At 30.1% G+C, this 24,432-nt stretch carries 19 protein-coding genes and 1 other annotated feature; of the genes, 14 read left to right on the top strand and 5 right to left on the bottom strand.

The annotated features are described in order from the left end of the window. The first annotated feature begins 20 nt into the window (after positions 1–20). From ACTNBA_RS05875 to ACTNBA_RS05830, 10 genes are all read left to right on the top strand, one after another. On the top strand, positions 21–1,265 hold the full coding sequence (locus tag ACTNBA_RS05875) for a metal-dependent hydrolase family protein (RefSeq protein ID WP_441073010.1): 1,245 nt from the start codon (positions 21–23) through the stop codon (positions 1,263–1,265). A 312-nt stretch (positions 1,266–1,577) separates the two neighbouring features. Next, a complete protein-coding gene (locus tag ACTNBA_RS05870; RefSeq protein ID WP_346848043.1) occupies positions 1,578–2,507 on the top strand; it encodes an ABC transporter permease in 930 nt (309 codons plus the stop codon). A gap of 11 nt (positions 2,508–2,518) precedes the next feature. Further along, on the top strand, positions 2,519–3,457 hold the full coding sequence (locus ACTNBA_RS05865; protein WP_346848044.1) for an ABC transporter permease: 939 nt from the start codon (positions 2,519–2,521) through the stop codon (positions 3,455–3,457). Positions 3,458–3,468: 11 nt separating this feature from the next. Next, on the top strand, positions 3,469–4,485 hold the full coding sequence (locus ACTNBA_RS05860; protein ID WP_035132891.1) for an ABC transporter ATP-binding protein: 1,017 nt from the start codon (positions 3,469–3,471) through the stop codon (positions 4,483–4,485). Next, a complete protein-coding gene (locus ACTNBA_RS05855) occupies positions 4,478–5,455 on the top strand; it encodes an ABC transporter ATP-binding protein (RefSeq protein ID WP_346848046.1) in 978 nt (325 codons plus the stop codon). Before ACTNBA_RS05860 ends, ACTNBA_RS05855 begins: the two co-directional genes overlap by 8 nt. Positions 5,456–5,489: 34 nt before the next feature. Continuing rightward, on the top strand, positions 5,490–7,181 hold the full coding sequence (locus ACTNBA_RS05850) for a peptide ABC transporter substrate-binding protein (RefSeq protein WP_441073009.1): 1,692 nt from the start codon (positions 5,490–5,492) through the stop codon (positions 7,179–7,181). A 118-nt stretch (positions 7,182–7,299) separates the two neighbouring features. Further along, positions 7,300–7,565 (top strand) — a binding site (T-box leader). Between the two features lie 124 nt (positions 7,566–7,689). Further along, complete coding sequence (asnA, locus tag ACTNBA_RS05845) at positions 7,690–8,697, top strand: aspartate--ammonia ligase (protein WP_441073220.1); 1,008 nt, start codon at positions 7,690–7,692, stop codon at positions 8,695–8,697. A gap of 392 nt (positions 8,698–9,089) precedes the next feature. Further along, complete coding sequence (pyrG, locus tag ACTNBA_RS05840; RefSeq protein ID WP_441073008.1) at positions 9,090–10,700, top strand: CTP synthase; 1,611 nt, start codon at positions 9,090–9,092, stop codon at positions 10,698–10,700. A gap of 265 nt (positions 10,701–10,965) precedes the next feature. Further along, positions 10,966–11,379 carry a flavodoxin gene (locus ACTNBA_RS05835; RefSeq protein WP_346886670.1) on the top strand — a complete coding sequence of 138 codons (414 nt, stop codon included), beginning with the start codon at positions 10,966–10,968 and terminating at the stop codon, positions 11,377–11,379. Between the two features lie 13 nt (positions 11,380–11,392). Next, entirely contained in the window at positions 11,393–12,019 is a 627-nt protein-coding gene (locus tag ACTNBA_RS05830) for a DUF3793 family protein (protein ID WP_441073007.1), read from the top strand. A 60-nt stretch (positions 12,020–12,079) separates the two neighbouring features. Here ACTNBA_RS05830 and feoB read toward each other — a convergent pair whose 3' ends face one another. Further along, positions 12,080–14,239 carry a ferrous iron transport protein B gene (gene feoB, locus ACTNBA_RS05825; RefSeq protein ID WP_441073006.1) on the bottom strand — a complete coding sequence of 720 codons (2,160 nt, stop codon included), beginning with the start codon at positions 14,237–14,239 and terminating at the stop codon, positions 12,080–12,082. 210 nt (positions 14,240–14,449) lie between these two features. Next, positions 14,450–14,716 (bottom strand): FeoA family protein, encoded by a 267-nt coding sequence (locus tag ACTNBA_RS05820; RefSeq protein ID WP_035132901.1) that lies wholly within the window; start codon positions 14,714–14,716, stop codon positions 14,450–14,452. Between the two features lie 316 nt (positions 14,717–15,032). On the opposite strand from ACTNBA_RS05820, the gene ACTNBA_RS05815 reads away from it, so the two are divergent. Continuing rightward, on the top strand, positions 15,033–15,530 hold the full coding sequence (locus ACTNBA_RS05815; RefSeq protein ID WP_441073005.1) for a metal-dependent transcriptional regulator: 498 nt from the start codon (positions 15,033–15,035) through the stop codon (positions 15,528–15,530). A 61-nt stretch (positions 15,531–15,591) separates the two neighbouring features. Here the strand turns inward: ACTNBA_RS05815 and ACTNBA_RS05810 are convergent, their stop codons facing one another. The 3 genes from ACTNBA_RS05810 to ACTNBA_RS05800 form a co-directional block, all read right to left on the bottom strand. Then, the gene (locus ACTNBA_RS05810) at positions 15,592–17,415 is read right to left on the bottom strand and encodes a sensor histidine kinase (protein ID WP_441073004.1); all 1,824 of its coding nucleotides are present in this window, start codon (positions 17,413–17,415) and stop codon (positions 15,592–15,594) included. A gap of 14 nt (positions 17,416–17,429) precedes the next feature. Next, positions 17,430–18,134 (bottom strand): response regulator transcription factor, encoded by a 705-nt coding sequence (locus ACTNBA_RS05805; RefSeq protein WP_441073003.1) that lies wholly within the window; start codon positions 18,132–18,134, stop codon positions 17,430–17,432. 237 nt (positions 18,135–18,371) lie between these two features. Beyond that, a complete protein-coding gene (locus ACTNBA_RS05800; RefSeq protein WP_441073002.1) occupies positions 18,372–19,607 on the bottom strand; it encodes an aminopeptidase in 1,236 nt (411 codons plus the stop codon). 259 nt (positions 19,608–19,866) lie between these two features. On the opposite strand from ACTNBA_RS05800, the gene ACTNBA_RS05795 reads away from it, so the two are divergent. The 3 genes from ACTNBA_RS05795 to ACTNBA_RS05785 all read left to right on the top strand — a co-directional run bounded on the left by ACTNBA_RS05795 (position 19,867) and on the right by ACTNBA_RS05785 (position 24,403). After that, positions 19,867–20,379: a DUF8052 family protein gene (locus tag ACTNBA_RS05795; RefSeq protein ID WP_441073001.1), complete on the top strand. Its 513-nt coding sequence runs from the start codon at positions 19,867–19,869 to the stop codon at positions 20,377–20,379. 94 nt (positions 20,380–20,473) lie between these two features. Further along, entirely contained in the window at positions 20,474–22,123 is a 1,650-nt protein-coding gene (locus ACTNBA_RS05790) for a carbon starvation CstA family protein (RefSeq protein ID WP_441073000.1), read from the top strand. An 882-nt stretch (positions 22,124–23,005) separates the two neighbouring features. Continuing rightward, positions 23,006–24,403 (top strand): Sapep family Mn(2+)-dependent dipeptidase, encoded by a 1,398-nt coding sequence (locus tag ACTNBA_RS05785; RefSeq protein WP_441072999.1) that lies wholly within the window; start codon positions 23,006–23,008, stop codon positions 24,401–24,403. Positions 24,404–24,432: the final 29 nt, after the last annotated feature.

The raw sequence follows: 24,432 nt of genomic DNA, 5'->3' as shown, positions 1-24,432 counted from the left end.
TAATTTTTGGGAGGTAAAATATGAGAAGTATAGCATTTATAGGAGGACTATTGATAGATGGATCAGGAACTGAACCTGTAGAAAATTCCTTAGTTCTTGTTGAAAATAAGAAAATTACTTATGCTGGAGTGATGAAAGAAATAGAAGAGAATTATGAAATAATAGATATATCAGGAAAAACTATTATGCCAGGGCTTATAGATTCTCATCTACATTTTAGCGGAAATAGAACAGATAGTGATACAGAGTGGGTATTAGAGCCTGTGATACAAAAGACAATAGTAGCTGTTGCTCAAGCTAGAGAAGCTTTAGAGCATGGACTAACATCCGTAGGTGAAATTTCTCGTTCTGGAATTCATCTTAGAAATATGATTGAAGAAGGAATAATACCAGGACCACGTATAGTTGCAACAGGTTTAGGATTTTGTAGAACTTCAGGACATGGAGATTCACATAATTTACCATTGAACTATAATGAAGATTCACATCCATGGGCAGAAAGAGTTGATGGACCTTGGGAATTGCGTAAGTCTATCAGAAAACGAATACGTGAAAATCCTGATGCTATAAAAATATGGTCTACTGGAGGTGGTATATGGAGACATGATGCCAAAGCAGCATCTCACTATTGTATGGAGGAAATACAAGCTGTGATAGATGAATGCAATATGGTTGGATTACCGGTTTGGTCTCATGCTGAAGGTTATGAAGGAGCTTTAAATTCATGTAAGGCAGGAGTTTCTGCTATAATCCATGGTCAGGAATTAAATGAAGAATGTTTAGAAATAATGAAGGAAAAGAATATAAGCTTTTGTCCAACCCTTCAATTCTTCTATCAGTGGTTTACAGTGTACGAGCCTCCCTATAGAAAAATTTTAGATGATTATGAGGGAGAGACAGTAGCTGAAAAGGAGCTAAATCGTATAATAAGTAATCTAAGAAATGCAAATAAGAAGGGAATAAGAATAACAGTAGGTTCAGATTCCTTCTGTAGTAGCTTAACTCCCTATGGAGAATATGCAATAACTGAAATGTATACTCTTTGTAAAGCTGGACTTACCAATATGGAGGTAATTTTAGCAGCTACAAAAAATGGAGCAGAAATGCTAAAAATTGATGATATAACAGGCACTTTGGAGTCAGGTAAGTTTGCTGATATTATTGTATTGAATGGAAATCCATTAAAGGATATTCATGATATAAGAAGTGGTAACATGCAGATAATTATGAAGGAAGGTACCTTTGTAAAGAAAAATATAAATTAATAGTTTAAAGAGTTGTCTTAAAATACACTAGGTCTTAAATTGATGTTTAAGCATCATTTCCTTAATGAAATGTGAATAAATATCTTAAAGAGTGCAAAATTTTAAGGCGCTTTTCTTTTTTTGAAAAATATAATTACTTAGCTTTATTGAGCAACAAAGCACATTAACCCATTAAGAAATAGTGAAATATAGATATATATGAAGATTGTTATTAATTTATCATTAAAAAGTAATGGATTAAACAAAAATTAATGGAATATTGAGAGAATAAATCAATATATATATATCATATAAAAAATGGGGGGTGAGAATTTGATTAAATACATTCTAAAAAGACTAGGTATAAGTGTAGTAACTATATTTATAGTTATCACTGCGACATTTTTTTTAATGAGATTAATGCCTGGTGGACCTTTTGATGGTGAAAAGCCACTACCGCCAGAAATAAAGGCTAGTTTAGAAGCAAAATATGGATTAGATAAATCTTTAGGGGAGCAATATTCTATGTATTTAAAGGACTTGCTTAAGGGGGATCTAGGTCCAAGTATGAGATACAAAGGAAGAGAAGTACAAGAAATAATAGGTTATTCTTTCCCGGCATCTGCTAAACTTGGTGGAGTAGCTGTGGCAATTTCCTTAATTTTTGGAATACTTTTAGGGATAATTGCTGCTCTTAAATATAATAAGTGGCCAGATTCAATATGTATGGTACTTGCTACACTGGGAGTTACATTGCCAAGCTTTGTTATAGCTACATTATTGATGTATGTATTTGGAGTTAAACTAAGCTTAGTTCCAATAACAGGGTTAGATAACTTAAAGAGTTATATTTTACCATCAGTAGCTCTAGCTGGATATTCCATAGCATTTATATCTAGACTTACAAGATCTAAACTTTTAGAAGTTTTGAAATCAGATTATATTAGAACTGCAAAGGCAAAAGGAGTTAATGGTAGAAGAATCATGTTTAAACATGCTCTTAGAAATACATTAATCCCTATAGTAACCTACGTAGGTCCATTGATTGCAGGGATATTAACTGGTAGCTTTGTAGTAGAAAAGATATTTGCTATACCTGGACTTGGAAGAGAGTTTGTAACTACAATAACAAATAGAGATTATACAACTATACTTGGAGTAACTATATTCTATAGTACACTTCTTATACTATGTAATTTAATTGTGGATATTATGTATGTAATTATAGATCCAAGAATTAAATTAGAAAATGTTGAAGCGTAGGAGGTGATGTTATGGAATTTAATGAAGAAATTAATGAAATTTTAGAAAAGGATTTTGTCTTTGTAGATGAGGGTAGTAAACAAAAGGATACAATAAATAGGCCAAGTGTATCTTATTGGAAAGATTCGTGGAGAAAACTTAAAAAAAATAAGTTAGCAATAGTAGGGCTTATCTTTGTTATCCTTATAACTCTAGGAGCTATATTTATTCCTTGGTTTTCTAAACATGATTATACGACAAATAACTTAATGCTTACTAACCAAGGACCGTCTGCAGAGCATTGGTTTGGAACAGATTCACTAGGAAGAGATTTGTTTGTAAGGGTTATGTATGGTGCTAGATATTCTTTAATAATTGGTTTTGTGGCATCTATACTTAATTTGGTTATAGGCATAGTATATGGTGGAATTGCTGGACTTATAGGTGGATGGGTAGATAATATTATGATGAGAATTGTAGATATAATATCTTCTATACCTATGACAATATATGTAATACTATTAATGGTCATTCTCGAAAAAGGTGGTTTATTCAATATTATTGTAGCCTTGGCTATTTCTTATTGGATAGGTATGGCTAGAATTGTTAGGGCAGAAATACTTCAGCTTAAACAACAAGAATTTATTTTAGCTGCTAAAACTTTAGGAGCTCAGGGTAAGAGAATACTATTTAAACATCTAATTCCAAATTGTTTAGGTCCAATTATAGTAACTCTTACACTGCAAATACCAACTGCAATATTTTCAGAAGCTTTTTTAAGTTTTATTGGATTAGGATTAGTACCACCACTTGCATCATGGGGAACTTTAGCTAGTGATGCTTTATCTACTTTAAGATTATATCCGTATCAGCTTTTATTTCCGACGTTGGCTATATGTATAACAATTTTTTCATTTAATATGCTTGGTGATGGGCTTAGAGATGCTCTAGATCCAAAGATTAAAAAGTAGGAGGTGGAAGGATGAGTAATTTGTTAGAAGTAAATAATTTAAAAACATCTTTCTATACTCAATTTGGAGAAGTGCAAGCTGTAGGGGGAGTTTCATTTAATCTAGAACATGGTGAGGTTATGGGTATAGTTGGAGAATCTGGTAGTGGAAAAAGTGTTACAATGATGTCTATTATGAGGCTTTTAGATGATAATGGTAAAGTAAAAGAGGGGAAAGTAAGATTTGAAGATAAGGATATAGTATCTATCAGTGAGGAAGATATGTCTACCATAAGAGGAAATGATATATCCATGATTTTCCAAGATCCTATGACTTCTTTGAATCCGCTTATGACTATAGGAAATCAAATTATGGAGCCGCTTAGAATCCATAAGAAGATGACTAAAGAAGAAGCACATAAAAAAGCTGTAGAATTATTACACTTAGTTGGTATACCTAGTCCTGAAAGCAGAATGAAGCAATATCCACATGAGTTTTCTGGGGGTATGAGACAAAGGGTTATGATAGCTATGGCATTAACTTGTAATCCAAAGCTATTGATAGCGGATGAACCAACTACTGCACTAGATGTTACGATACAAGCACAAATTTTAGAGATAATGAAGGATATAAAGGAAAAACTAAATACATCTATAATTCTTATTACACATGATTTGGGAGTTGTTGCAGATATTTGTGATAATGTGAATGTAATGTATGGAGGTCTTATTATAGAGCAAGGAACTGTAAAGGATATATTCTATAATTCTAAACATCCATATACTTGGGGTCTTATGGAAAGTGTTCCTAATCCTAATACCTTGGTAAGAGAAAGATTAAGACCTATAGATGGTCAACCACCAGATTTATTTAAACCTCCAAAGGGATGTCCATTTTATGTTAGATGTAAATATTCTATGGAAGTATGTAAAGAGCATAGACCTGAATATTATGAAATAACTCCAGGACATAAATCTGCTTGTTGGCTAAATGATAATAGGGCACCAAAGGTTGAAACTCCATTGAAGAGGAGGAAGGAAGATGAGTAGCATGGAGAAACTAATAGAAATAAAAAATCTATGTAAATATTTCAATACTAAGAAATCGATTTTTAGTAAGAATAAGGGAATATTAAAGGCTGTTGATGGGGTATCTCTTCAAATAAAAAAAGGAGAGACTTTAGGCCTAGTAGGAGAATCAGGATGTGGTAAAACAACTTTAGGTAGGACTCTATTAAAATTATATAATCCTACTGCTGGAGAGATATTTTATGATAATGAAGAGATTGGTAAGCTAACTAATAAGCAGATGCTATCTTATAGAAAAAAGATGCAGATGATATTTCAAGATCCTTATGCATCACTTAATCCACGGCTAACCGTTGGAGATATTATCGGTGAACCATTAGATATTTATAAAATATGTAAAGGCAAAGAAAGAGAAGAAAAAGTAAAGTATTTTTTAGATAAGGTAGGTCTTGATCAAAATCATTTAAATCGTTATCCACATGAGTTTTCAGGAGGTCAAAGACAAAGAATCGGAATAGCAAGAGCTCTTGCAGTTAATCCGGAGTTTATTGTTTGTGATGAACCTATTTCTGCTCTCGATGTATCCATACAAGCTCAGATAATTAATATGATTGAGGATTTGCAAAATGACTTTGGCCTAACTTACTTGTTTATAGCTCATGATTTATCCATGGTTAAGCATATATCCAATAGAGTTGGAATAATGTACTTAGGAAAACTAGTTGAAATAGCAGAGAGTAATGAGGTATATAGTAAACCAATCCATCCCTATACCAATGCATTACTATCTGCAATTCCAATTCCTGATCCAGATGAAGCTAAAAGAAGACAAAGAATAATTTTAGAGGGAGATATTCCATCTCCAATTGATCCTCCACCAGGATGTAGATTTAAATCTAGATGTAAATATGCAAAACAAATCTGTGGTGAAGAGGAGCCGATTTTAAAGGAAGTATCTCCTGGCCATTGCGTAGCTTGTCATTTATTTTAAAATAAATTAATTAATTTAATAAGGAGGTCAATGAATGAAGAAAACTAGAATAATGGCACTGATAATGACTGCAATAATGACAGGTACATTACTTTTAGGATGTACTAAGACTAAAGAAAATGAAGGAGAAAAACCTGGTGATGGCAATACACCTGTGGTAGAAGAAACAGTAGAGCAAAAAATAGTATATAATTTAGGTGCAGATCCTAAAACTATTGATCCACAACTAAATTCAGCAGTAGATGGTTCAACAATAATTCACAATGCTTTTGAAGGGTTAATGAGAGAGGATGAAAATTCTAAAATAGTACCAGGTACTGCTGAAAAGTATGAAGTATCTGACGATGGAACTGTATATACTTTCCATATAAGGAAGGATGCTAAATGGTCAGATGGAAAACCTGTAGTAGCTGGGGACTTTGAATATGCATGGAAGAGAGCATTAAATCCTAAAGTGGCAGCAGAATATGCATATCAACTATTCTATATAAAAAATGGAGCTGCATACTATAATCAGGAAAAAGTAGGAGATAAGGTTGCTACAGCAGAGGATGTAGGTGTAAAGGTTATAGATGATAACACCTTAGAAGTAACTCTTGAAGCTCCAGTTCCATATTTCTTATCATTGGCAGCTTTTCCAACTTATTTCCCAGTTAGAAAAGATATTATAGAAGGAAATGAAGAAAAGTGGACATTAAAGCCTGACACATATATATCTAATGGACCATTTAAGATGTCTGAATGGAAAGAAAAAGAAAGTATTACATTTGTAAAAAATGAAAATTATTGGGATGCTAAAAATGTAAAACTTGAAACATTAGAAGTAAAATTAATAGATGATCAAATAACTTATTTAAATGCCTTTAAGAGTGGAGAAATAGATGTAATAGAATCACCACCTCAGGCTGAAATTCCTACATTACTAGATGAGGGAACAGCAAAAATATATCCTTATTTAGGAACTTACTTCTATGTAATAAATGTATCAGACAAAGCTAAGGATGTAGATCCTAAAGCAGCTGAAGCATTAAGCAATCCTAAGTTTAGAAAAGCCTTATCACTAGCTATAGATAGGCAACTAATAGTTGATAAGGTAGCTCAAGGTGGTCAAGCACCAGCAACTAGCTATGTTCCAGCAGGTATTCTTGATTCAATAGGAAAAGAGTTTCAAAAGGATTATTCATCAAAGGGTGCAAATATTGAAGAAGCTAAGAAATTGCTAGAAGAAGCTGGATATCCAAATGGAGAAGGAGCACCAACAATAACATTTACTTTTAATACAGATCAAGGTCATCAAAATATAGCTCAAGCAGTACAAGATATGTGGAAAACAAATCTTGGAATTAATGTAGAGTTGAAAAATGAAGAGTGGGCAGTATTCCAAGATACAAGGAATAATTTCCAATATTCTATGGCTAGACATGGATGGATAGCAGATTATAATGATCCGATGACATTCTTAGATATGTGGACAACTGGTAATGGACAAAATAATGCAGGATATTCAAATAAAGAATATGATAAGTTAATAGCTCAAGCTAAAGTAGAGTTAGATGACACTAAGAGAACAGAATTATTACACAAAGCAGAAGATATTTTAATGGATGAATCACCAATTATACCACTATACTATTATACAAATGTATTATGTATAGACAAAAATGTTAAAGGAACTTATAAATCACCATTAGGACAAATGGAATTTAGAGATGCTTATGTAGAGTAATTAAATATACAAAAAGAACTTTAAAATCAAAATGCTATCTCAAAAGAAATTTTGAGATAGCATTTTATAAGTGCTTTACAAAATAAATTAATTGTGATATTATTTAAAAAATGAAATGTAGAAAGCGTTGAAGAGAAGAAGTAAAATTAATGTATCTTTACAGAGAATTCCCCATAAGCTGAGAGGTGGAAGAGTAAGTTGATTTGAATAACATCTCTGAGCAGTGCTCCGAAAGATAACAACCAGTAGGCAGTACCGGATCTGCACCCGATATAGTGCTAGAGTATAATCAATTTGCATTAATTGACGTACTTGAAGAGATTGTTATTGTAAAGTAGCAATGAATTAAGGTGGTAACGCGTGAGTAGTACTCTCGTCCTTTTATATTTTTATATAGGGATGAGAGTTTTTTTATTATATATAAATAAAAAAGATAAAGTATGGGCCCATAAAACTTTATCAACTCTTTAACTTTAAACTTAAAATCTAAGGAGGAATTATTATGAAGATAGAAGGGATTGTTATTCCGAAAGGATATAAATCCAATGCCACATTAATAGAAACAGAAGTACACATAAAGAAGATAAAAGATTTTTTTGAAAGGACTTTATCAGAAAGTCTTAGCTTGACTAGAGTTTCAGCTCCACTGTTTGTGGACTCTCAAAGTGGATTAAATGATAATTTAAACGGAGTTGAGAGACCAGTAGTATTTGACTTGCTAGCTACAGGAGAAAATGTTGAAATAGTACACTCCTTAGCAAAATGGAAAAGAATGAGTCTTCATAGATACAATTTCAAAGTTGGAGATGGATTATATACAGATATGAATGCTATAAGAAGAGATGAAGAGCTAGACAATTTACATTCAGTCTATGTAGACCAATGGGATTGGGAAAAGGTAATAAAAAAAGAAGATAGAAATGAAGAATATTTAAAAGATATTGTAAGAAAAATCTATAAGGTATTTAAGAAAACTCAAGAATTTGTTGATAAAAATTTAATGAAGGTAGAAAATCCTTTACCAAATGAAATACATTTTATAACTACCCAGAAGCTAGAAGACATTTATCCAAACTTTACTTCTAAGGAAAGAGAAGATGAAATATGTAGGGAGTTTGGAGCTGTATTTATAATGAAAATAGGTGGAGCGTTAAAATCGGGAGAAAAGCACGATGGTAGGAGTCCGGATTATGATGACTGGAATTTAAATGGAGATATATTATTTTGGTATCCTTTATTAGATAGGGCTGTAGAACTTTCATCAATGGGAATAAGAGTAGATGAAAAAGCCCTTGATTATCAATTAACAGTATCAGGTAATGATAACAGAAGATGTCTAGATTTTCATAAGAGATTATTAGCAGGAGAACTTCCATATACAATTGGAGGAGGAATAGGTCAATCAAGAATATGCATGTTTTTTTTAAACAAAGCTCATATTGGGGAAGTTCAAGCTACTACATGGGACGAAAAAAATATAAAAATTTGTAAGGAAAATAATATAAATTTACTTTAATTCATAAGTGGATTTGTATATTTAATTTTTATATGATGAAGAAATGAATCATAATAAATTTAATTATTAAAGTGTGTATTAATTTAAAAATAGTTAAAAGTGAGGCTATCTTAGAATATTTTTTTATTATTCTAAGATAGCCTCACATATTAATATGTAAATTAGTTAGATTTATACTAACAATAATCTATATATTTAATTATTAAATTAAATATATAAAATGACAAAAAACACTAGCCATATATATGGAAGTGTGGTAATATAAATTCTATGTTAAAAGTACAGACTACCCCATATTATTTATAGGGTAATTCTTATTATACAAATGTATAGATTAAAAGTCAATAGTAAATTAATAAAATATAAAAATAAATTGTATGGGAGAAGATAACATGAATAGTAAGTATATTTTTGTAACAGGTGGAGTAGTTTCATCCTTAGGAAAGGGTATTACAGCAGCATCTTTAGGTAGACTTTTAAAAAATAGGGGATTAAATGTTACAATACAGAAGTTTGATCCATACCTAAATGTAGATCCAGGAACAATGAGTCCATATCAACATGGAGAAGTATTTGTTACTGATGATGGTGCTGAAACTGATTTAGACTTAGGACATTATGAAAGATTTATTGACGAAAATTTAAGCAAAAGTAGCAATGTTACTACTGGTAAAATTTATTGGTCAGTCATATCTAAAGAAAGAAGAGGAGAGTATTTAGGTGGAACAGTTCAAGTAATACCTCATATAACTAATGAGATAAAAGAAAGAATATGTAGGGTAACAAAGGAAAAGGCAGTAGATGTGGTAATAACTGAAATTGGTGGTACTGTAGGAGATATTGAATCCTTACCATTTTTGGAAGCCATAAGACAAATTCAGTATGAAGTAGGTAAGGAAAATGTGTGTTTTATACATGTGACTTTAGTACCTTATCTAGGAAAAGCTGGTGAATTAAAAACAAAGCCAACTCAACATTCAGTTAAGGAATTAAGAAGTATAGGAATTCAACCAGACATAATAGTTTGTAGAGCAGAAAAGGAAATATCAGATGAATTGAAGGCAAAAATAGGTTTATTTTGTAATTTAGAAGGTAAAAATGTAATACAAAATCTAGATGCAGATCACTTATATGAAGTACCTTTAATGTTACATAAGGAAGGTTTAGATAGGTTAGTATGTGAAAGATTAAATCTAGAATGTACGGATATTGATAATTCTCAATGGATTAATATGGTTAATAAAATTAAAAATTTAAATAAGAAAATTAAGATTGCTTTAGTTGGTAAATATGTAGAACTACATGATGCGTATATCTCTGTAGTTGAGGCTTTAAGTCATGGTGGATATGCTAATGATTGCATAATAGAAATGAAATGGATAAATGCAGAAGAGGTAGCAAGAGATAATTCGGATGAAATTTTTTCTGATGTGAAAGGGATATTAGTACCAGGGGGATTTGGAGATAGAGGAATAGAAGGTAAGATTGAAGCTGTAAGATGGGCAAGAGAGAATAAAAAACCCTTATTTGGAATATGTTTAGGTATGCAATGTTCAGTTATAGAATTTGCTAGAAATGTACTTGGATATGAAGGAGCTAATAGTTCTGAGATTGACCCAAATACCAAATATCCAGTAATAGATTTAATGGCAGATCAACAAGAAATTGAAAACTTAGGTGGTACTATGAGACTTGGTTTATATCCATGTAAACTAGACAAAAATTCAATAGTGGCTAATGAATATGATGAAATATTGGTAAATGAAAGACATAGACATAGGTATGAATTTAATAATAAGTTTAGAGAAGAAATAGTTGAGAAAGGTATGAATATTACTGGGACAAGCCCCGATGATAGATTGGTAGAAATTGTTGAAATAAAAGATCATCCGTGGTATGTATCAGTGCAATTTCATCCAGAATTGAAATCAAGACCTAATAATCCTCATCCTTTATTCAAAGGATTTATAAGAGCTGCAATTAGAGATAAGGAAAATAAATAATATAAATAATATAAATAATATAAGAAGCATTTTTCTAGAATATTAACTGATATCTATCAATTTGATAGCAGTTCAATAGAAAGATGCCTTTTATTATTTATTTAAAGAGCTTTAATAAGTATAAAACCATACATATACAAGCATAATAGGATTATGATTTATTTGTTACAATTCAATTGAGAATAATTATCAAAAACTATTGACAATAATGTGAAGATCCGATATTATTTAATTGAGAATAATTTTCAATTAAGGAGGATGTGTTATGAAAATAGTTTATTGGTCAGGTACAGGTAATACAGAGAAAATGGCAGAATTAATTGCGAAAGGAATCAGAGAAGAAGGGAAAAATGCAGAAGTAATCAATGTTGCTAATGCTAACAGTGGCATCTTTGATGATGAAGATATAATAATACTAGGATGCCCATCTATGGGAGATGAAGTATTAGAAGAATCTGAGTTTGAACCTTTTATTGAAGAGGTATCTTCAAAAATATCTAAAAAGAAAGTAGTTTTATTTGGATCCTATGGTTGGGGTGATGGAAAGTGGATGAGAGATTGGGAAGATAGAATGCTTTCTTATGGATGTGAAATAAAAGAGGACTGTTTAATAATTTGTGGCGAACCAGAAGATGAAGATGAATGTATAGATTTTGGTAAAAAAATAACACTTTTATAGGTAGGTAATGAAAATGACATGTTTAGAATTTTATAATAAGTTAGAATCTATGAATGGTGAAGAATATATTAAAAACTTTTTAATTTATAGTACTTCATTGGTGATTGCAAAGGTTAAACCAGCTGCTACTATTACTTTTAAAAAATATAATAGAGATTTATATAGTAACTGGGGTTCAATGGGAAAAGCATTTATTCAAAGTATAGGTCTTGACTTTATAGAGCTAAGAGAATCTGATGATTCAATTGTAGTATTAATTTATAATCAGAGTTTACTTGAAAAATATATAGGTAAAGAAGAAAATAAAGAGTTTTTAATAGGTCTAGGCTATTCAGAAAATGGAACTATTGTAGAATATTTAAATGTGTTAAAAAATAGATATAAAGAATTTAACTGTCCACATGAATTAGGTATTTTTTTAGGAATACCAATTAATGACGTTAAAGATTTTATGAACTGTAATGATAAGAAGTGTTTATTGTGTGGATATTGGAAAGTGTATAATGACTGTATTTCAGCTCAAAGAATTTTTCAATCTTATGATCAGGTTAAGGAATATACAGTAAATTCTATATTTAAAGGAATTGAAGGAAGTACTTTAGTGCAAAGTATAGAAAATAATTTTAGTTTTTATGGGTAAGGCAAAAGTAGCAATGAATAAAAAACAGAGTGTGTAAACTCTGTTTTTTTATTTAAATGTTTAAGCAAGGCCTAGAATTCGAACTAGAGTTGTTATCGTAAAACAAATTACAATACCTGTTATGGTAGGAATTGCAAAGGAAATGGCGGTCCATTTAAAGCTTTGAGTTTCCTTTTTTATAGTTAAACAAGTTGTACTACATGGCCAGTGCATTAAAGAAAATAACATTACATTTAATGCTGTGAGCCATGTCCAGCCATTTGAAGTTAGAAGCTGTCTTAGTTGAATTAAACTATCAAATTCCAACAAACTTCCAGTGGCTGTATAACTCATAATAATAATAGGAATTACAATTTCATTAGCAGGAAAACCAAGTATAAATGCCATTAATATATAACCATCTAAGCCTATTAAATTGGCGAAGGGATTTAAAAAATTAGCACAAAGAGCCAGTAGACTTAAGTTTCCAATTGTAATATTGGCCATTATCCAAAGAACTAATCCAGCAGGTGCTGCTACAACAACTGCTCTACCTAAAACGAATAGAGTTCTATCCAATATAGAGCGGATTATTATTTTTCCCACTTGTGGTTTTCTATAAGGGGGAAGTTCTAGAGTAAAGGATGATGGTACTCCTTTAAGTATAGTTTTAGATAGAATTTTGGAAATCATTAAGGTCATAAATACTCCTAATAGGATTACACATGTTAGAATTAATGAAGATATAATAGATTGTGATGGCCCAACAAAAGTGCCAGCAAAGAACATGGTGATTATAGCAATTAAAGTTGGAAAACGTCCATTACAAGGAACAAAATTATTTGTAATAATTGCAATTAGCCTTTCTCGAGGGGAGTCTATAATTCTACATCCAATTATTCCTGCTGCATTACAGCCAAATCCCATGCACATAGTAAGAGCTTGTTTTCCGCATGCACAGCTTTTTTTAAAGAAGTTATCTAAATTAAAAGCTATTCTAGGTAAATATCCTAAATCTTCAAGAAGTGTGAATAATGGAAAAAAAATAGCCATTGGAGGAAGCATTACAGCAATAACCCAGGCCAAGGTTCTATAAATTCCTTTTATTAGAACACCTTCCAGCCACCAGGGTGCACCTAAACCTAGTAAAAATACACTAAGTTTATCTTCAATCCAGAAAAGTGCAGTAGATAAAAGTGATGAAGGGTAATTAGCACCTGTAATTGTTATCCAAAAAACAACACATAAAAGTAAAATCATTATAGGTATTCCATATATTTTAGATGTAAGAATTTTATCAATTTTTCTATCAGTAATATTATATTTATAATTCTCTTTTGTAACCACTTTCATGCTGATTTTTTCGGCTTTACTTACTAAAGTAGTTACTAATATATCCCTAAAATGTTCTCCCGTTATGTTATAAGTAGTTAAAAGATTAGTTGCTTCTATTAACTTTTTTTTAATTATTTCATTATTTAGCATGTTAATATTTAAATATTTATTCAAGGATTGAATTAGACTAGGGTCATTTTCTAATAATTTTAAAGAAATCCATCTAGGGTTAATTTTAGAAGCTATATTTTTTAGAGCTATTTTTACTTCTGGTTCTATTAGTGAGATAGAATCTTCTAAAACTTTATCATACTTAATTTTAATAGGATTTATAGGCACTTCATCATTTGTGAGATTATATACTATATCCATTAATTCTTTAAGACCATATCCTGTGGTAGCGCTAGTACCTACAGTAGGAACACCGAGAAGTAAGGAAAGTTTTGTTAAGTCTACATTAATTCCTTTTCTTTTAGCTTCATCTAGTAGGTTTACACATATTACTACATTGTTAGTTATTTCTATAGTTTGAAGTGCTAAGTTTAAGTTTCTTTCTAGACAAGTAGCATCAAGGATAACTATAGTGGCATCAGGATTACCAAAACAGATAAAGTCTCTAGCAACCTCTTCTTCTACAGAATTAGCCATAAGAGAGTAGGTCCCAGGTATATCAACTAGTATAAAGGATTTATCCTTGTGAGTATATCTACCTTGTGCATTGGATACTGTCTTTCCAGGCCAATTTCCAGTGTGTTGGTTAAGTCCAGTTAAGCTATTAAAAATTGTGCTCTTGCCTACATTGGGATTACCGGCTAGAGCAATTATTTTATCTGAGGGGGAAGCACGATCTATATTAAGTTCTTTTTCTAGAGCGCTAACTCCGGTAGATTGATTAGTTAATCCCATTAAAAAACCTCCTATAATAAATTATTGTATTATTTAATCTTATATAATTATGAAAAGTTTAGGGTAAGCATAGATTGTATTACGTAAATGTCTAGTAATAGGCTTCAGATGAAGTTACTATTCTATCTGAAGCCTATAATGTTTTACAAATAAGAATAAAACTAATATATTTTTATTCTTATAATGAAATGCTTTAGTAGGCTTACCACATTAAAGTGCTTCAACTAATATGTTAGAAGCATCTTCCTTACGAATTGCAATTACTGCTCCACGAATCAAATAAGCTACAGGATCACCAGAAGGACTTTGATTAAGAACTTCTATTTCTGTATTGGATATAAGTCCAAGATCAAGCATTCTGCGTCTTATAGATCCACTAGAGGTAAGGGTTTTTACTTTGCATTTTTTGCCCATAGATAAATCTGTTAAGGGTAATATTTTAGATGACTCTATATAAACATTTGAATTTTTATTCATACTGTTAATCTCCTTTTAAACTTTTTGTATTTATAATTAATTAAGTAAATTATAGTACTTCTAATTATTTTTAATTAATCATATATTTAACTAGTTAGAGTAGGGAAAAAATCTTTCCCTACTCTAACATATGATTATTTATATATTCATGATACTATTTTAAAAATACTATTAAAAAATAAAGTAGAAATATTTAATAGTTTTTAATTATTTATATTTTAGCGTTTATAATCTAAATAAATATGTAATAGAAATGGAAGGTTGAAAATTTGTTAAGGAACAAAATATAATTTATAGAATATGGAGGATAAAGTAAGTGGATAAAAAGTTTTATACAGTTAGAGCATATGAGCAGAAGCTATTTGATGATAGATTAATCACTGCATCCATGGAAGATTATGTAGAAATGCTTTATAGATGCACTATGGAGGGTGAGGATTATATAAGACTTAATAAGCTGTCTGCAATGTTAAATGTTAGGGATTCTTCAGCCTCTAAGATGATGCAGAAGCTTGGCAAGTTAGGTTTGATTGATTATGAAAAGTATGGAATTATAAGACTTACTGCTCTTGGTATAAAGGTAGGTAAATATCTTTTATGCAGACATAATACAATAGAAAAGTTTTTGAAATTTTTAGGCTCTGATAGTGATATACTCATAGAAACAGAGTTAATTGAGCATGTGGTAGGTAGTGATACTGTAGAGAATTTGAATATATTTAATTGCTTTATAGAAGATAATAAAAATATTTTAGATGAGTATAGAACATTTAGAGAAAAGTACTACAAAAATGAAGATATTGAGAAAATATAAAAAAGCTACCTACACGCTATAGCTTTAAGGTAGCTTTGTAAAGTTTATCTAATTTTATATTTTAAGATTTAGGAAGTTTAATTATTACCTTGAATAAGTCTCCGTCACATTTCACTTTAAGAGTTCCTTTATGGAGTTCTACTATAGTTTTAGAAATAGCAAGACCTAAACCAGAACCATCTATTGTAGAATTTCTAGATTTATCGCCTCTAACAAATCGTTCAAGAATATCATCTTCATTAAAATCTAAATCATATTTTGATATATTTTTTACTATTATCTCACATTCCTTTTCACATTCTATAACTTCAAGATAAATCCTAGAGTTTTCAAGTGAATATTTTATAGCATTGCATATTAAGTTATCCATAACTCTCGAAATTCTAGCACCATCTAGGTGTAGGTGACAATCTTTAATTCCAATTACTTTAAAGGCAAGATTCTTATTTTCGCCTAAAAAACTTAGTTCTCCTAGGCTCTGATGAATTAGTTCTACAATATCCACATCACTTTTATTTAAAATAATTTGTCCAGAGTTCATTTTTGACATTTCAAATAAGTCTTCAACAAGCTTTTTTAGTTTAGTTGATTTATTGTCTAGAATGGTAACATAATCCTTTATTTCGCTTTTATCAAGTGATTCATCTTTAAGTATATCTACATAATTTACTATGGAAGTTAATGGGGTTTTTAAATCGTGGGATACATTAGTTATAAGTTCAGTTTTTAACTTCTCACTTCGAATTCCTTCTTCAACTTTCTTGTTATAGCTTACCTTTAAATTGTTTATTTCCATTGCTAAGTTGGATAAATTACCAAGATTTTTAGCATTTATATCTACATCCATATCTCCATCTTCAATTTTTTTAAGATATTTGATTAAATTATTCTTATTATTTATGCTCTCTAAATATCTAACACATGTACTTACTATAATTATAAAAAAAGTTGATTTTATAAGGAAACTATTAAGATTCCTGTTGAAGTAAAAAAAGTAATCATTAGAATTAAACACATAGGATAGTGGAAAATACATTACCCAAAATATAAAAAGTCCTAATAGTGTAGTATCGAAAAATAAGTTTCTAAATACATCCTTAATACTTACAAAAAAAATATTAATAGATTTTATTAACCTAAAAATAAGTAAATTGTTAAAATTACGTATATATTTTTTTACTCCAAAAATTTTAATACAGAAAAATTGCTTAATTAACAAAATCAAAAATATAATTAATAGAGGAATAGAAAAATAAAATCTAAGTCTTATGAAGTTTGCCATACTACTATATTTAGCACCACGAATAAAGTAAAGTTCCTCTAATTCAGCATTAGGAGAGGTATATGCACCATTGTAGTAACCTCTTGGAGCTGAATAATGGGATAAATTATTAGAACTATAAACTACCACATCATCTTCTTTAGATAATTTTATTAATGCATCTTTAGGTGGAAGTTCATTGAAGGGATAATCTGAAAACCAATTTCTATTAGAAAACCACCTATTATTAGTTTTATCAATCAGTAAAACTCCAATATCACCAGTAAGAGAAGTTTCTAAGGAGTTTTGTATAACTTTTGCATCTTCATCAGTTTTACAATAGAGAATTTTTGAAAATCCTTCTGTAACACTTAGTAAATTTTCTCTGAAACTGATGACATCATTTTGTAGCATTTCATTCTTAAAAGTTTTTTCGTTAATAATAGCAGTTCCATAAAAACTATATCTATTGGTATAGTTATCATAATCAGATAGAGTTATTTGAAGAAATTTTGGAAGAACAGTTATACCTATAATAAAAACTATCAGTATTTCAATTAAATTTATATTTTCGTTAGAGGCATTAATCCATTTTTTAATTAATTTTTTAATAGTAGAAGTCAAGGTTTAACCCTCCTTTAACTAGGATTTTCAATTTTATATCCAACTCCCCAGACAACTTTTATATATTCTGGATCTTTAGAATTAATTTCAATTTTTTCACGCATTCTTCTAATGTGAACAGTTACTGTATTCTCACTATGGTAAAATGGAGCTTTCCATACATTTTCATATATTTCTTTTATAGAAAAAACTTTACCGGTATTAGAAGCTAGTAATAGTAATATTCCATATTCTGTAGCTGTCAGTTTTACAGGCTCATCCCTTAGGGTTACAGATTTTAGGGTTGTATCAATAATTAAGTCTTTAATTACAATTTTATCTTTTAAATTTACATTTTCTATATCAAGAGGTTTTTCATATCTTCTTAGTTGAGATTTAACTCTAGCTATAAGTTCAAGATGATTAAAAGGTTTAGTTATATAATCATCAGCACCACTATTTAATCCAATAATCTTATCAAGATTTTCAGATTTAGCAGACAGAATTATTATAGGTATATTTCTATTTTCTCTAATTCTTAAACATGTCTTTATACCATCAAGTTTAGGCATCATTACATCTAATAATATTAAATGAATCTTTTCTTCTTCTAAAATCTGAAGAGCTTCAATTCCATCATAGGCCTTTAACACGTTTAATCCTTCGCGTTTTAAATATATTTCTATAGCATTACATATTTCAACTTCATCATCTACTACTAAAATATTGAAATTTGACATACTATTGAGCACCACCTTTTATTTCTAAACATTTTTATGATTTACAATTAATATTTTACAACATAATTACACAAAAAGTATTAAAACTTTATTACTAATTATAATAACTATACTTTTAACTGAAAAAAAGAATAACTTATAGATAATTTTAACTTAATAAATTATCTATAAGTTATACACTTAAGTTGATTCTAAAAATATATATATGAATTAAATTTATATAGTGATATTTAACAATTATATAGCCCAATTACCATTTACAAATATAGGAGTTTTTGAACCATCAAAGCCAATTCCAGTAATATTTAAATCAGAAGTTCCTATCATAAAGTCAACATGAGTCAAAGAATCATTGCCACCTAGAGCTAACACTTCTTTAGTAGTTTTGTTTACTCCATCTTTTACACATAAGTTATATGCTTTACCTAAGGCTAAGTGACATGAAGCATTTTCATCATATAGAGTATTAAAGAAAACTATATTGGAATTTGAAATAGGAGAGTTAAATGGAACTAAAGCAACTTCTCCAAGAAAATGAGATCCTTCATCAGTTTCAATTAATGACTTTAAGGATTCATAGCCTTCTTTAGCTTCAAAATCAACAACTCTACCATCTTTAAAGGTAAGAGAGAAGTTATTAATAAGGTTGCCACCATAGTTAAGTGGTTTTGAGCTGAAGACCTTACCATTAACTCCGGTTTTCTTTGGCATTGAAAAGATTTCTTCTGTAGGCATATTTGCAATAAATTCTATTCCCTCTGGAGTGTATTCTGCACCACCTATCCATAGGTGATTATCCACAAGCTCTAAATTTAAGTCTGTACCTAGAGAGTTGGTGTAGTGAAGACATTTAAAGTTTTTCTCATTAAGGTAGTTTATTTTTTCAATTAAATTTTTCTTGTGATACTCCCAAGCTTTAAGTGGATTTTCTTGATCCACACGTACTATATTAAATATGTTTTCCCATAGTTTATTTATTGCTTCATCCTCAGAAAGGTTAGGGAATACTTTAGTTGCCCAACCTTTGGTTGGTAGAGCTATTATAGACCAAGAATTTTTATTACTCATAAGTCTTTCGCTAAAATCTCTTGTAGCTATGCTAGAAGATTTTTGTGCAGCTGCAATTTTTTTAGGATCTACATCTTTTAGTAGTTCAGGATTTGATGCACTTATACTTAAAAAGCAAGCTCCTTCTTTAGCATAGGTGAGCATGGATTCTTTCATCCAATCTGGATATGATTCAAAAACATCTATAGGGGAGTTGAGATATTTGAGTTTAGCACATTCTTCATCACTCCAATGAACAACAACTTCTTTTGCGCCAATTTTATAGGCCTCATCAACAATCATTCTCGTGAAATTAACGCATTCTACAGGTGATTTTATAACAAGAATTTGATTAGGTTGTACGTTTACACCAATTGATACACTGAGTTTTGCATATTTTTTTAATAACTCATCATTTATTTTCATATACTCAGATCCTCTCCTTAATAATTGCGTAATAATTTTAAATTATTCTAATAAAGTAAATTATTAATCATTTTTATTATATATGTAAAACTATTAAATTTCTATACAAAATTATTTTATAGTGTAGGTTTTTATGTTATCCAAAAAGGAAAAAGATATTATAAATATAATTTTGAAATATTTACATTTATTTTTCATAATTATTATAAATCACTAAAAATCAGCATAAAAATAAGTATAACATATTTTAGGAGGATATATGGATAAATTAATTTATTTAAATCATCTTGCAAAAGTATTTTCTAATAATTTTCATTTAGAAATAAATAAGAGCCTAATGAATAAAAGGATTGATATTTATGGAGTTTGGAATATGAAATTTGGAAGAAACTTTATTTCTGAAAATAAAATAATTGATGAATATGAGTGTAATGAACATTGTTTGGTAGTCAGTGAAGATAGAGTTGATGAGAAATTTTTAGATGATTTTATAAATTATCTAAAGAAATGCACGTTAAGTATAGTTAATCCACACAAGAATCATAAAACTACCTACATAACTGGAATACTTGTAACTAAAAACATAAATGATGAAGATATTATGAGAAAAATTAAAAGATTTAATTATACTAAGAATTATAGAATGAGTTTTTATGGATGGAGTATTTTAAGGCTTATTGTAGTAGATTTGAATAATGGTGAAATATATCATAATAAAATATCTAAAGATATAATTGACAGTTTATCCTTTGATAAGGTTAATATAATTTAATCTATAATCGGCATTTTCTTTGTTTAATATAACTTAGTTAAAAATAAGGTTTATAATTTTATGACCTTGTTTTAAATATAAAGGGGGTTTTGGTATGAATTCATTAGCTTTATTATTAATTTGCATTGCTATATTCATTGTAGCCTATGTGACTTATGGAGCCTTTCTTGCTAAAAAATTTGGGATTGATCCCAAAAGAAAAACTCCAGCACATACACTAAGGGATGATGTAGACTACTGTCCAACAAATTCAAAGGTATTACTTGGACACCATTTTTCATCTATAGCTGGAGCAGGTCCAATCACAGGACCTATCCAAGCAGCTATATTTGGATGGTTACCTGTATTATTGTGGATAATCATAGGAAGTATCTTTATTGGCGGAGTTCATGATTTTGGATCATTAGTTGCATCTGTCAGGCATGATGGGAAAACAATAGGTGAAGTTATTAAAGTAAACATTGGAGAGAAAGGAAAAAAATTATTTAATATATTTGGATGGGTCACAATTGTATTGGTAGTAGCAGCTTTTACAGATATTTGTGCATCTACCTTTGCTTATGATCCTGCTATTCCAGAAAATTTGATGGGAGCTCAAGCTGGAACAGCATCTATGCTATTTATTGTATTAGCAGTGGTTTTTGGATTTAGTGTTTATAAAAAAGGTGCTAAGTTATCAGTAGCTTCAGTAATAGGGATAGTGCTATTATTATTTTGTATTTATATAGGATATATATTTCCAATTATTAAGTTGTCAAAGCTTGGATGGCAAATATTATTACTAATATATATTTTCTTAGCATCTACATTACCTGTTTGGTTATTATTACAACCAAGAGATTATTTATGCTCATTCCTACTATACGGAATCATTATAGGTGCTCTGCTTGGAATAGTAATAAAAAGACCTGCTATGGAATTAGCTGCTTTTAATGGTTTTAATATGGGTGGAAAAACTCTATTCCCATTCTTGTTTGTAACTGTTGCTTGTGGTGCTATTTCAGGTTTCCATTCTCTTGTGAGCTCAAGTACCACATCTAAACAGATTGATAAAGAAGAGCCGGATGCTAAACTTATAGGATATGGTTCTATGTTAATTGAAGGTATAGTAGCTGTTATAGCTCTCATAGCTGTAGGCTATGTAACCAAAGCAGAAGGTACACCTGCTGTTATATTTGCAAATGGTGTTGCTAATTTTATGAGTGGATTCGGAATACCTCAACAAGTAGGTATAGTGTTTGTTACTTTGTGCTTTTCAGCTTTTGCTCTTACAAGCTTAGATACAGCTACTAGGATTGGAAGATATATTTTACAAGAGTTATGTGAGGGAAAGGGTGGTAAAAAGAATATTATAAGCAAAAACATGTATGTATCAACTGGAATAACTGTTTTAGCTTCCTTTGGTTTAATCCTTTATGGATATAATAAGATATGGCCAATATTCGGATCTGCTAATCAACTTTTAGCAGCTCTTGCACTTTTAGCAATAACAGCATGGCTTACTAAGAGTGGAAAGAAAGCTTTAGTTACAATTATACCCATGGTATTAATGTTTATTGTAACATTATCTGCTTTAGGTCTATTAATTAAAGATTATATTTTCTCATCAACTCCGAATTATATATTAGGGATAATTGCACTAATACTATTTATTCTTGCTATAGTTTTAATAATTGAAGCGTATAACACATTAGTACGAAATAAAAATTCAAAGAAAAATGTTAATAAGACTATATTAAAGTAGTTAGCGTATTTTATAGAAAATAAAAAGTAATATCTACAGTAAAAGAGCCTATTTATGAATTAATTAATAGACTCTTTTATTATGATATAATAGAATATTTATTATGTAACGATATACATATATAATAAAATTTTGTTGTGAAATTACGTAAGAGTTGCATAAGAGTATTTCATCTGGAGAATATTTATGTTATAAATAAATATGAATAATGAATTTAATAGGATATATATAACGACAAATTACTAACACAATTCATTAATGGAATGAATAAGTTTACAATGGATTTATCCGATGACTACCAGCTCTAATACTCCACTTTTTAGAGTGGAATTAAGAGCTGTTACGTCCCTGGATAACGATTTCTAAGCTTCGGAGAAGCAAAGAACTCTGTTAATCCGATGACTACCAGCTCTAATACTCCCACTTTTTAGAGTGGAGTTAAGAGCTGGTACGCCCCTGGATAACGATTTCTAAGCTTCGGAGAAGCAAAGAACTCAGTTAATCCGATGACTATCAGCTCTAATACTCCTTCTTTTTTAGAGTGGAGTTGAGAGCTGGTACGTCCCTGGATAACGATTTCTAAGCTTCGGAGAAGCTAAGAACTCTGTTAATCCGATGACTACCAGCTCTAATACTCCCTCTTTTTTAAAAGTGAGAGTTAAGAGCTGGTATGTCCCTGGATAACGATTTCTCCTAAAGGACAACGACTTCTAAGTATCGAATAAATTTATACTTAGAAGTGTGTTAGTAAGCTTCAATGGGGGTAAAAACTCTATCTGAAGCTAAGAACTCAGTTTATTTAAGGTATAAAAGTTTTCCAAATATAAGGAGGTGAACTTTAGTAAGTACAGTACTTATTAGTACAAACTTCTAAAGTTATTTATGTTTAAGGAACATATAGATGAAAATAAAGAGCAGATTATAAAAGATTTAATAGAATTAGTAAAAATAAGAAGTGTAGCTTCTCATAAAAAGCCTAATATGCCTTTCGGGGAAGAAGTTCACAAGAGTCTTAGGTTTGTGTTAGACAAAGCTAAAGATATGGGATTTAAAAGTCAAAGCTTTTGCGGATACTGTGGTCAAGTAGATGCTGGATGTGGTGATTATACAATTGGTGTTTTATGTCATGTAGATGTGAACGAAGAAGGAGCAGGGTGGACAAAACCCCCATTTTCAGGAGAAATTTATGATGGTAAGATATATGGTCGAGGTATTGTAAAGGCGAAGGCACCTTTAATAGCTTGTCTATACGCTATGAAATTCTTAAAAGATGAAGATTTAATTCCAGAAGGAAAAAAAATTAGAATGATTGTGGGGGCGGATAAGGAGACTGGAATAAAAAGCATAAACTATTATAAGGAATATGAAGTAGCTCCAGATATAGGGTTTACTCCAGACGGTGTATTTCCTGTAATATATGGAGAAAAGGGTATAATAAATTTTGATCTTCATATGGAATTTTCAGGTGGCTTTGATGCGCCTATCAATATAGTACAAATAGTTGGAGGACAAAGTATAGATACTGTACCGTCTAAAGTTAGTATTATACTTAGTTGTGAAGATATATTTAAAGATAAAATTGAAACGGAGCTAAAAAGGTTTTCAAAACTTCAAAACATAAAATATGAAACTATAAGTCAAAATAAACTTATGAATATAGAATTTATAGGTAAGGAAGCTGATAGTAACAACCCGGATAAAGGAGTAAATGCCATATCCTATGGACTTAAGTTCCTTGAGAATTTTGAAGAATTTATTGATAAAAGAGAATTTGTTCATGAATATAATAGATTAATTTCTACTTCATACAATGGAGAAAAAATAAATTGTAAATTACAAGATGAAGATTCTGGTAACTTTACTTTTAATGTGAGCACCATAAATTTAACTAGTGATAGAGTTGATATAAAGGTTAATATCAACTATCCTATATCATATGTATATAGTGATGTATTAGAATTAGTTAAAGATGGTTTTAAGTATTCTTCTCTTGAAATAAAAAATCTAAGTCACCTAAGGTCAGTTTCCTTTTCTAAGGATAGCTTTGTAGTAAAAAAACTTATGAAGGCTTATAGAGAAGTTACTGGTGATGAAGAATCACAGCCTTACGTAAGTTCAAAAGGAACCTATGCAAGAGTCTTGAGTAACCTGGTATCCTTTGGACCTATACTTCCTAAAAATAAGGGGTTAGATTATTCAGTTGATGAGTTTATTACTTTGGATGAATTTATGGATTTAGTAGAAATATATGCTATGGCTATATATGAATTATTGAAATAAATTTTGAAGTTGTTGAAAGGGGTGGAGGA

Source organism: Clostridium sulfidigenes, from assembly GCF_052067195.1.
Taxonomy (GTDB): Bacteria; Bacillota; Clostridia; order Clostridiales; family Clostridiaceae; genus Clostridium_J; species Clostridium_J sulfidigenes.
Note: the sequence above shows the minus strand (reverse complement) of the source record. Positions and strands in the feature narration are given on the sequence as shown.

Excerpts from the sequence above, each read along its gene's own strand:
- ACTNBA_RS05850 (WP_441073009.1), top strand. The coding sequence starts at position 5,490 with ATGAAGAAAACTAGAATAATGGCACTGATAATGACTGCAATAATGACA.
- ACTNBA_RS05805 (WP_441073003.1), bottom strand. The coding sequence starts at position 18,134 with ATGTCAAATTTCAATATTTTAGTAGTAGATGATGAAGTTGAAATATGT.
- ACTNBA_RS05835 (WP_346886670.1), top strand. The coding sequence starts at position 10,966 with ATGAAAATAGTTTATTGGTCAGGTACAGGTAATACAGAGAAAATGGCA.
- ACTNBA_RS05820 (WP_035132901.1), bottom strand. The coding sequence starts at position 14,716 with ATGAATAAAAATTCAAATGTTTATATAGAGTCATCTAAAATATTACCC.
- ACTNBA_RS05875 (WP_441073010.1), top strand. The coding sequence starts at position 21 with ATGAGAAGTATAGCATTTATAGGAGGACTATTGATAGATGGATCAGGA.
- ACTNBA_RS05855 (WP_346848046.1), top strand. The coding sequence starts at position 4,478 with ATGAGTAGCATGGAGAAACTAATAGAAATAAAAAATCTATGTAAATAT.
- ACTNBA_RS05865 (WP_346848044.1), top strand. The coding sequence starts at position 2,519 with ATGGAATTTAATGAAGAAATTAATGAAATTTTAGAAAAGGATTTTGTC.
- ACTNBA_RS05830 (WP_441073007.1), top strand. The coding sequence starts at position 11,393 with ATGACATGTTTAGAATTTTATAATAAGTTAGAATCTATGAATGGTGAA.
- ACTNBA_RS05800 (WP_441073002.1), bottom strand. The coding sequence starts at position 19,607 with ATGAAAATAAATGATGAGTTATTAAAAAAATATGCAAAACTCAGTGTA.
- ACTNBA_RS05860 (WP_035132891.1), top strand. The coding sequence starts at position 3,469 with ATGAGTAATTTGTTAGAAGTAAATAATTTAAAAACATCTTTCTATACT.
- ACTNBA_RS05785 (WP_441072999.1), top strand. The coding sequence starts at position 23,006 with ATGTTTAAGGAACATATAGATGAAAATAAAGAGCAGATTATAAAAGAT.
- ACTNBA_RS05790 (WP_441073000.1), top strand. The coding sequence starts at position 20,474 with ATGAATTCATTAGCTTTATTATTAATTTGCATTGCTATATTCATTGTA.
- feoB (WP_441073006.1), bottom strand. The coding sequence starts at position 14,239 with ATGGGATTAACTAATCAATCTACCGGAGTTAGCGCTCTAGAAAAAGAA.
- ACTNBA_RS05795 (WP_441073001.1), top strand. The coding sequence starts at position 19,867 with ATGGATAAATTAATTTATTTAAATCATCTTGCAAAAGTATTTTCTAAT.
- pyrG (WP_441073008.1), top strand. The coding sequence starts at position 9,090 with ATGAATAGTAAGTATATTTTTGTAACAGGTGGAGTAGTTTCATCCTTA.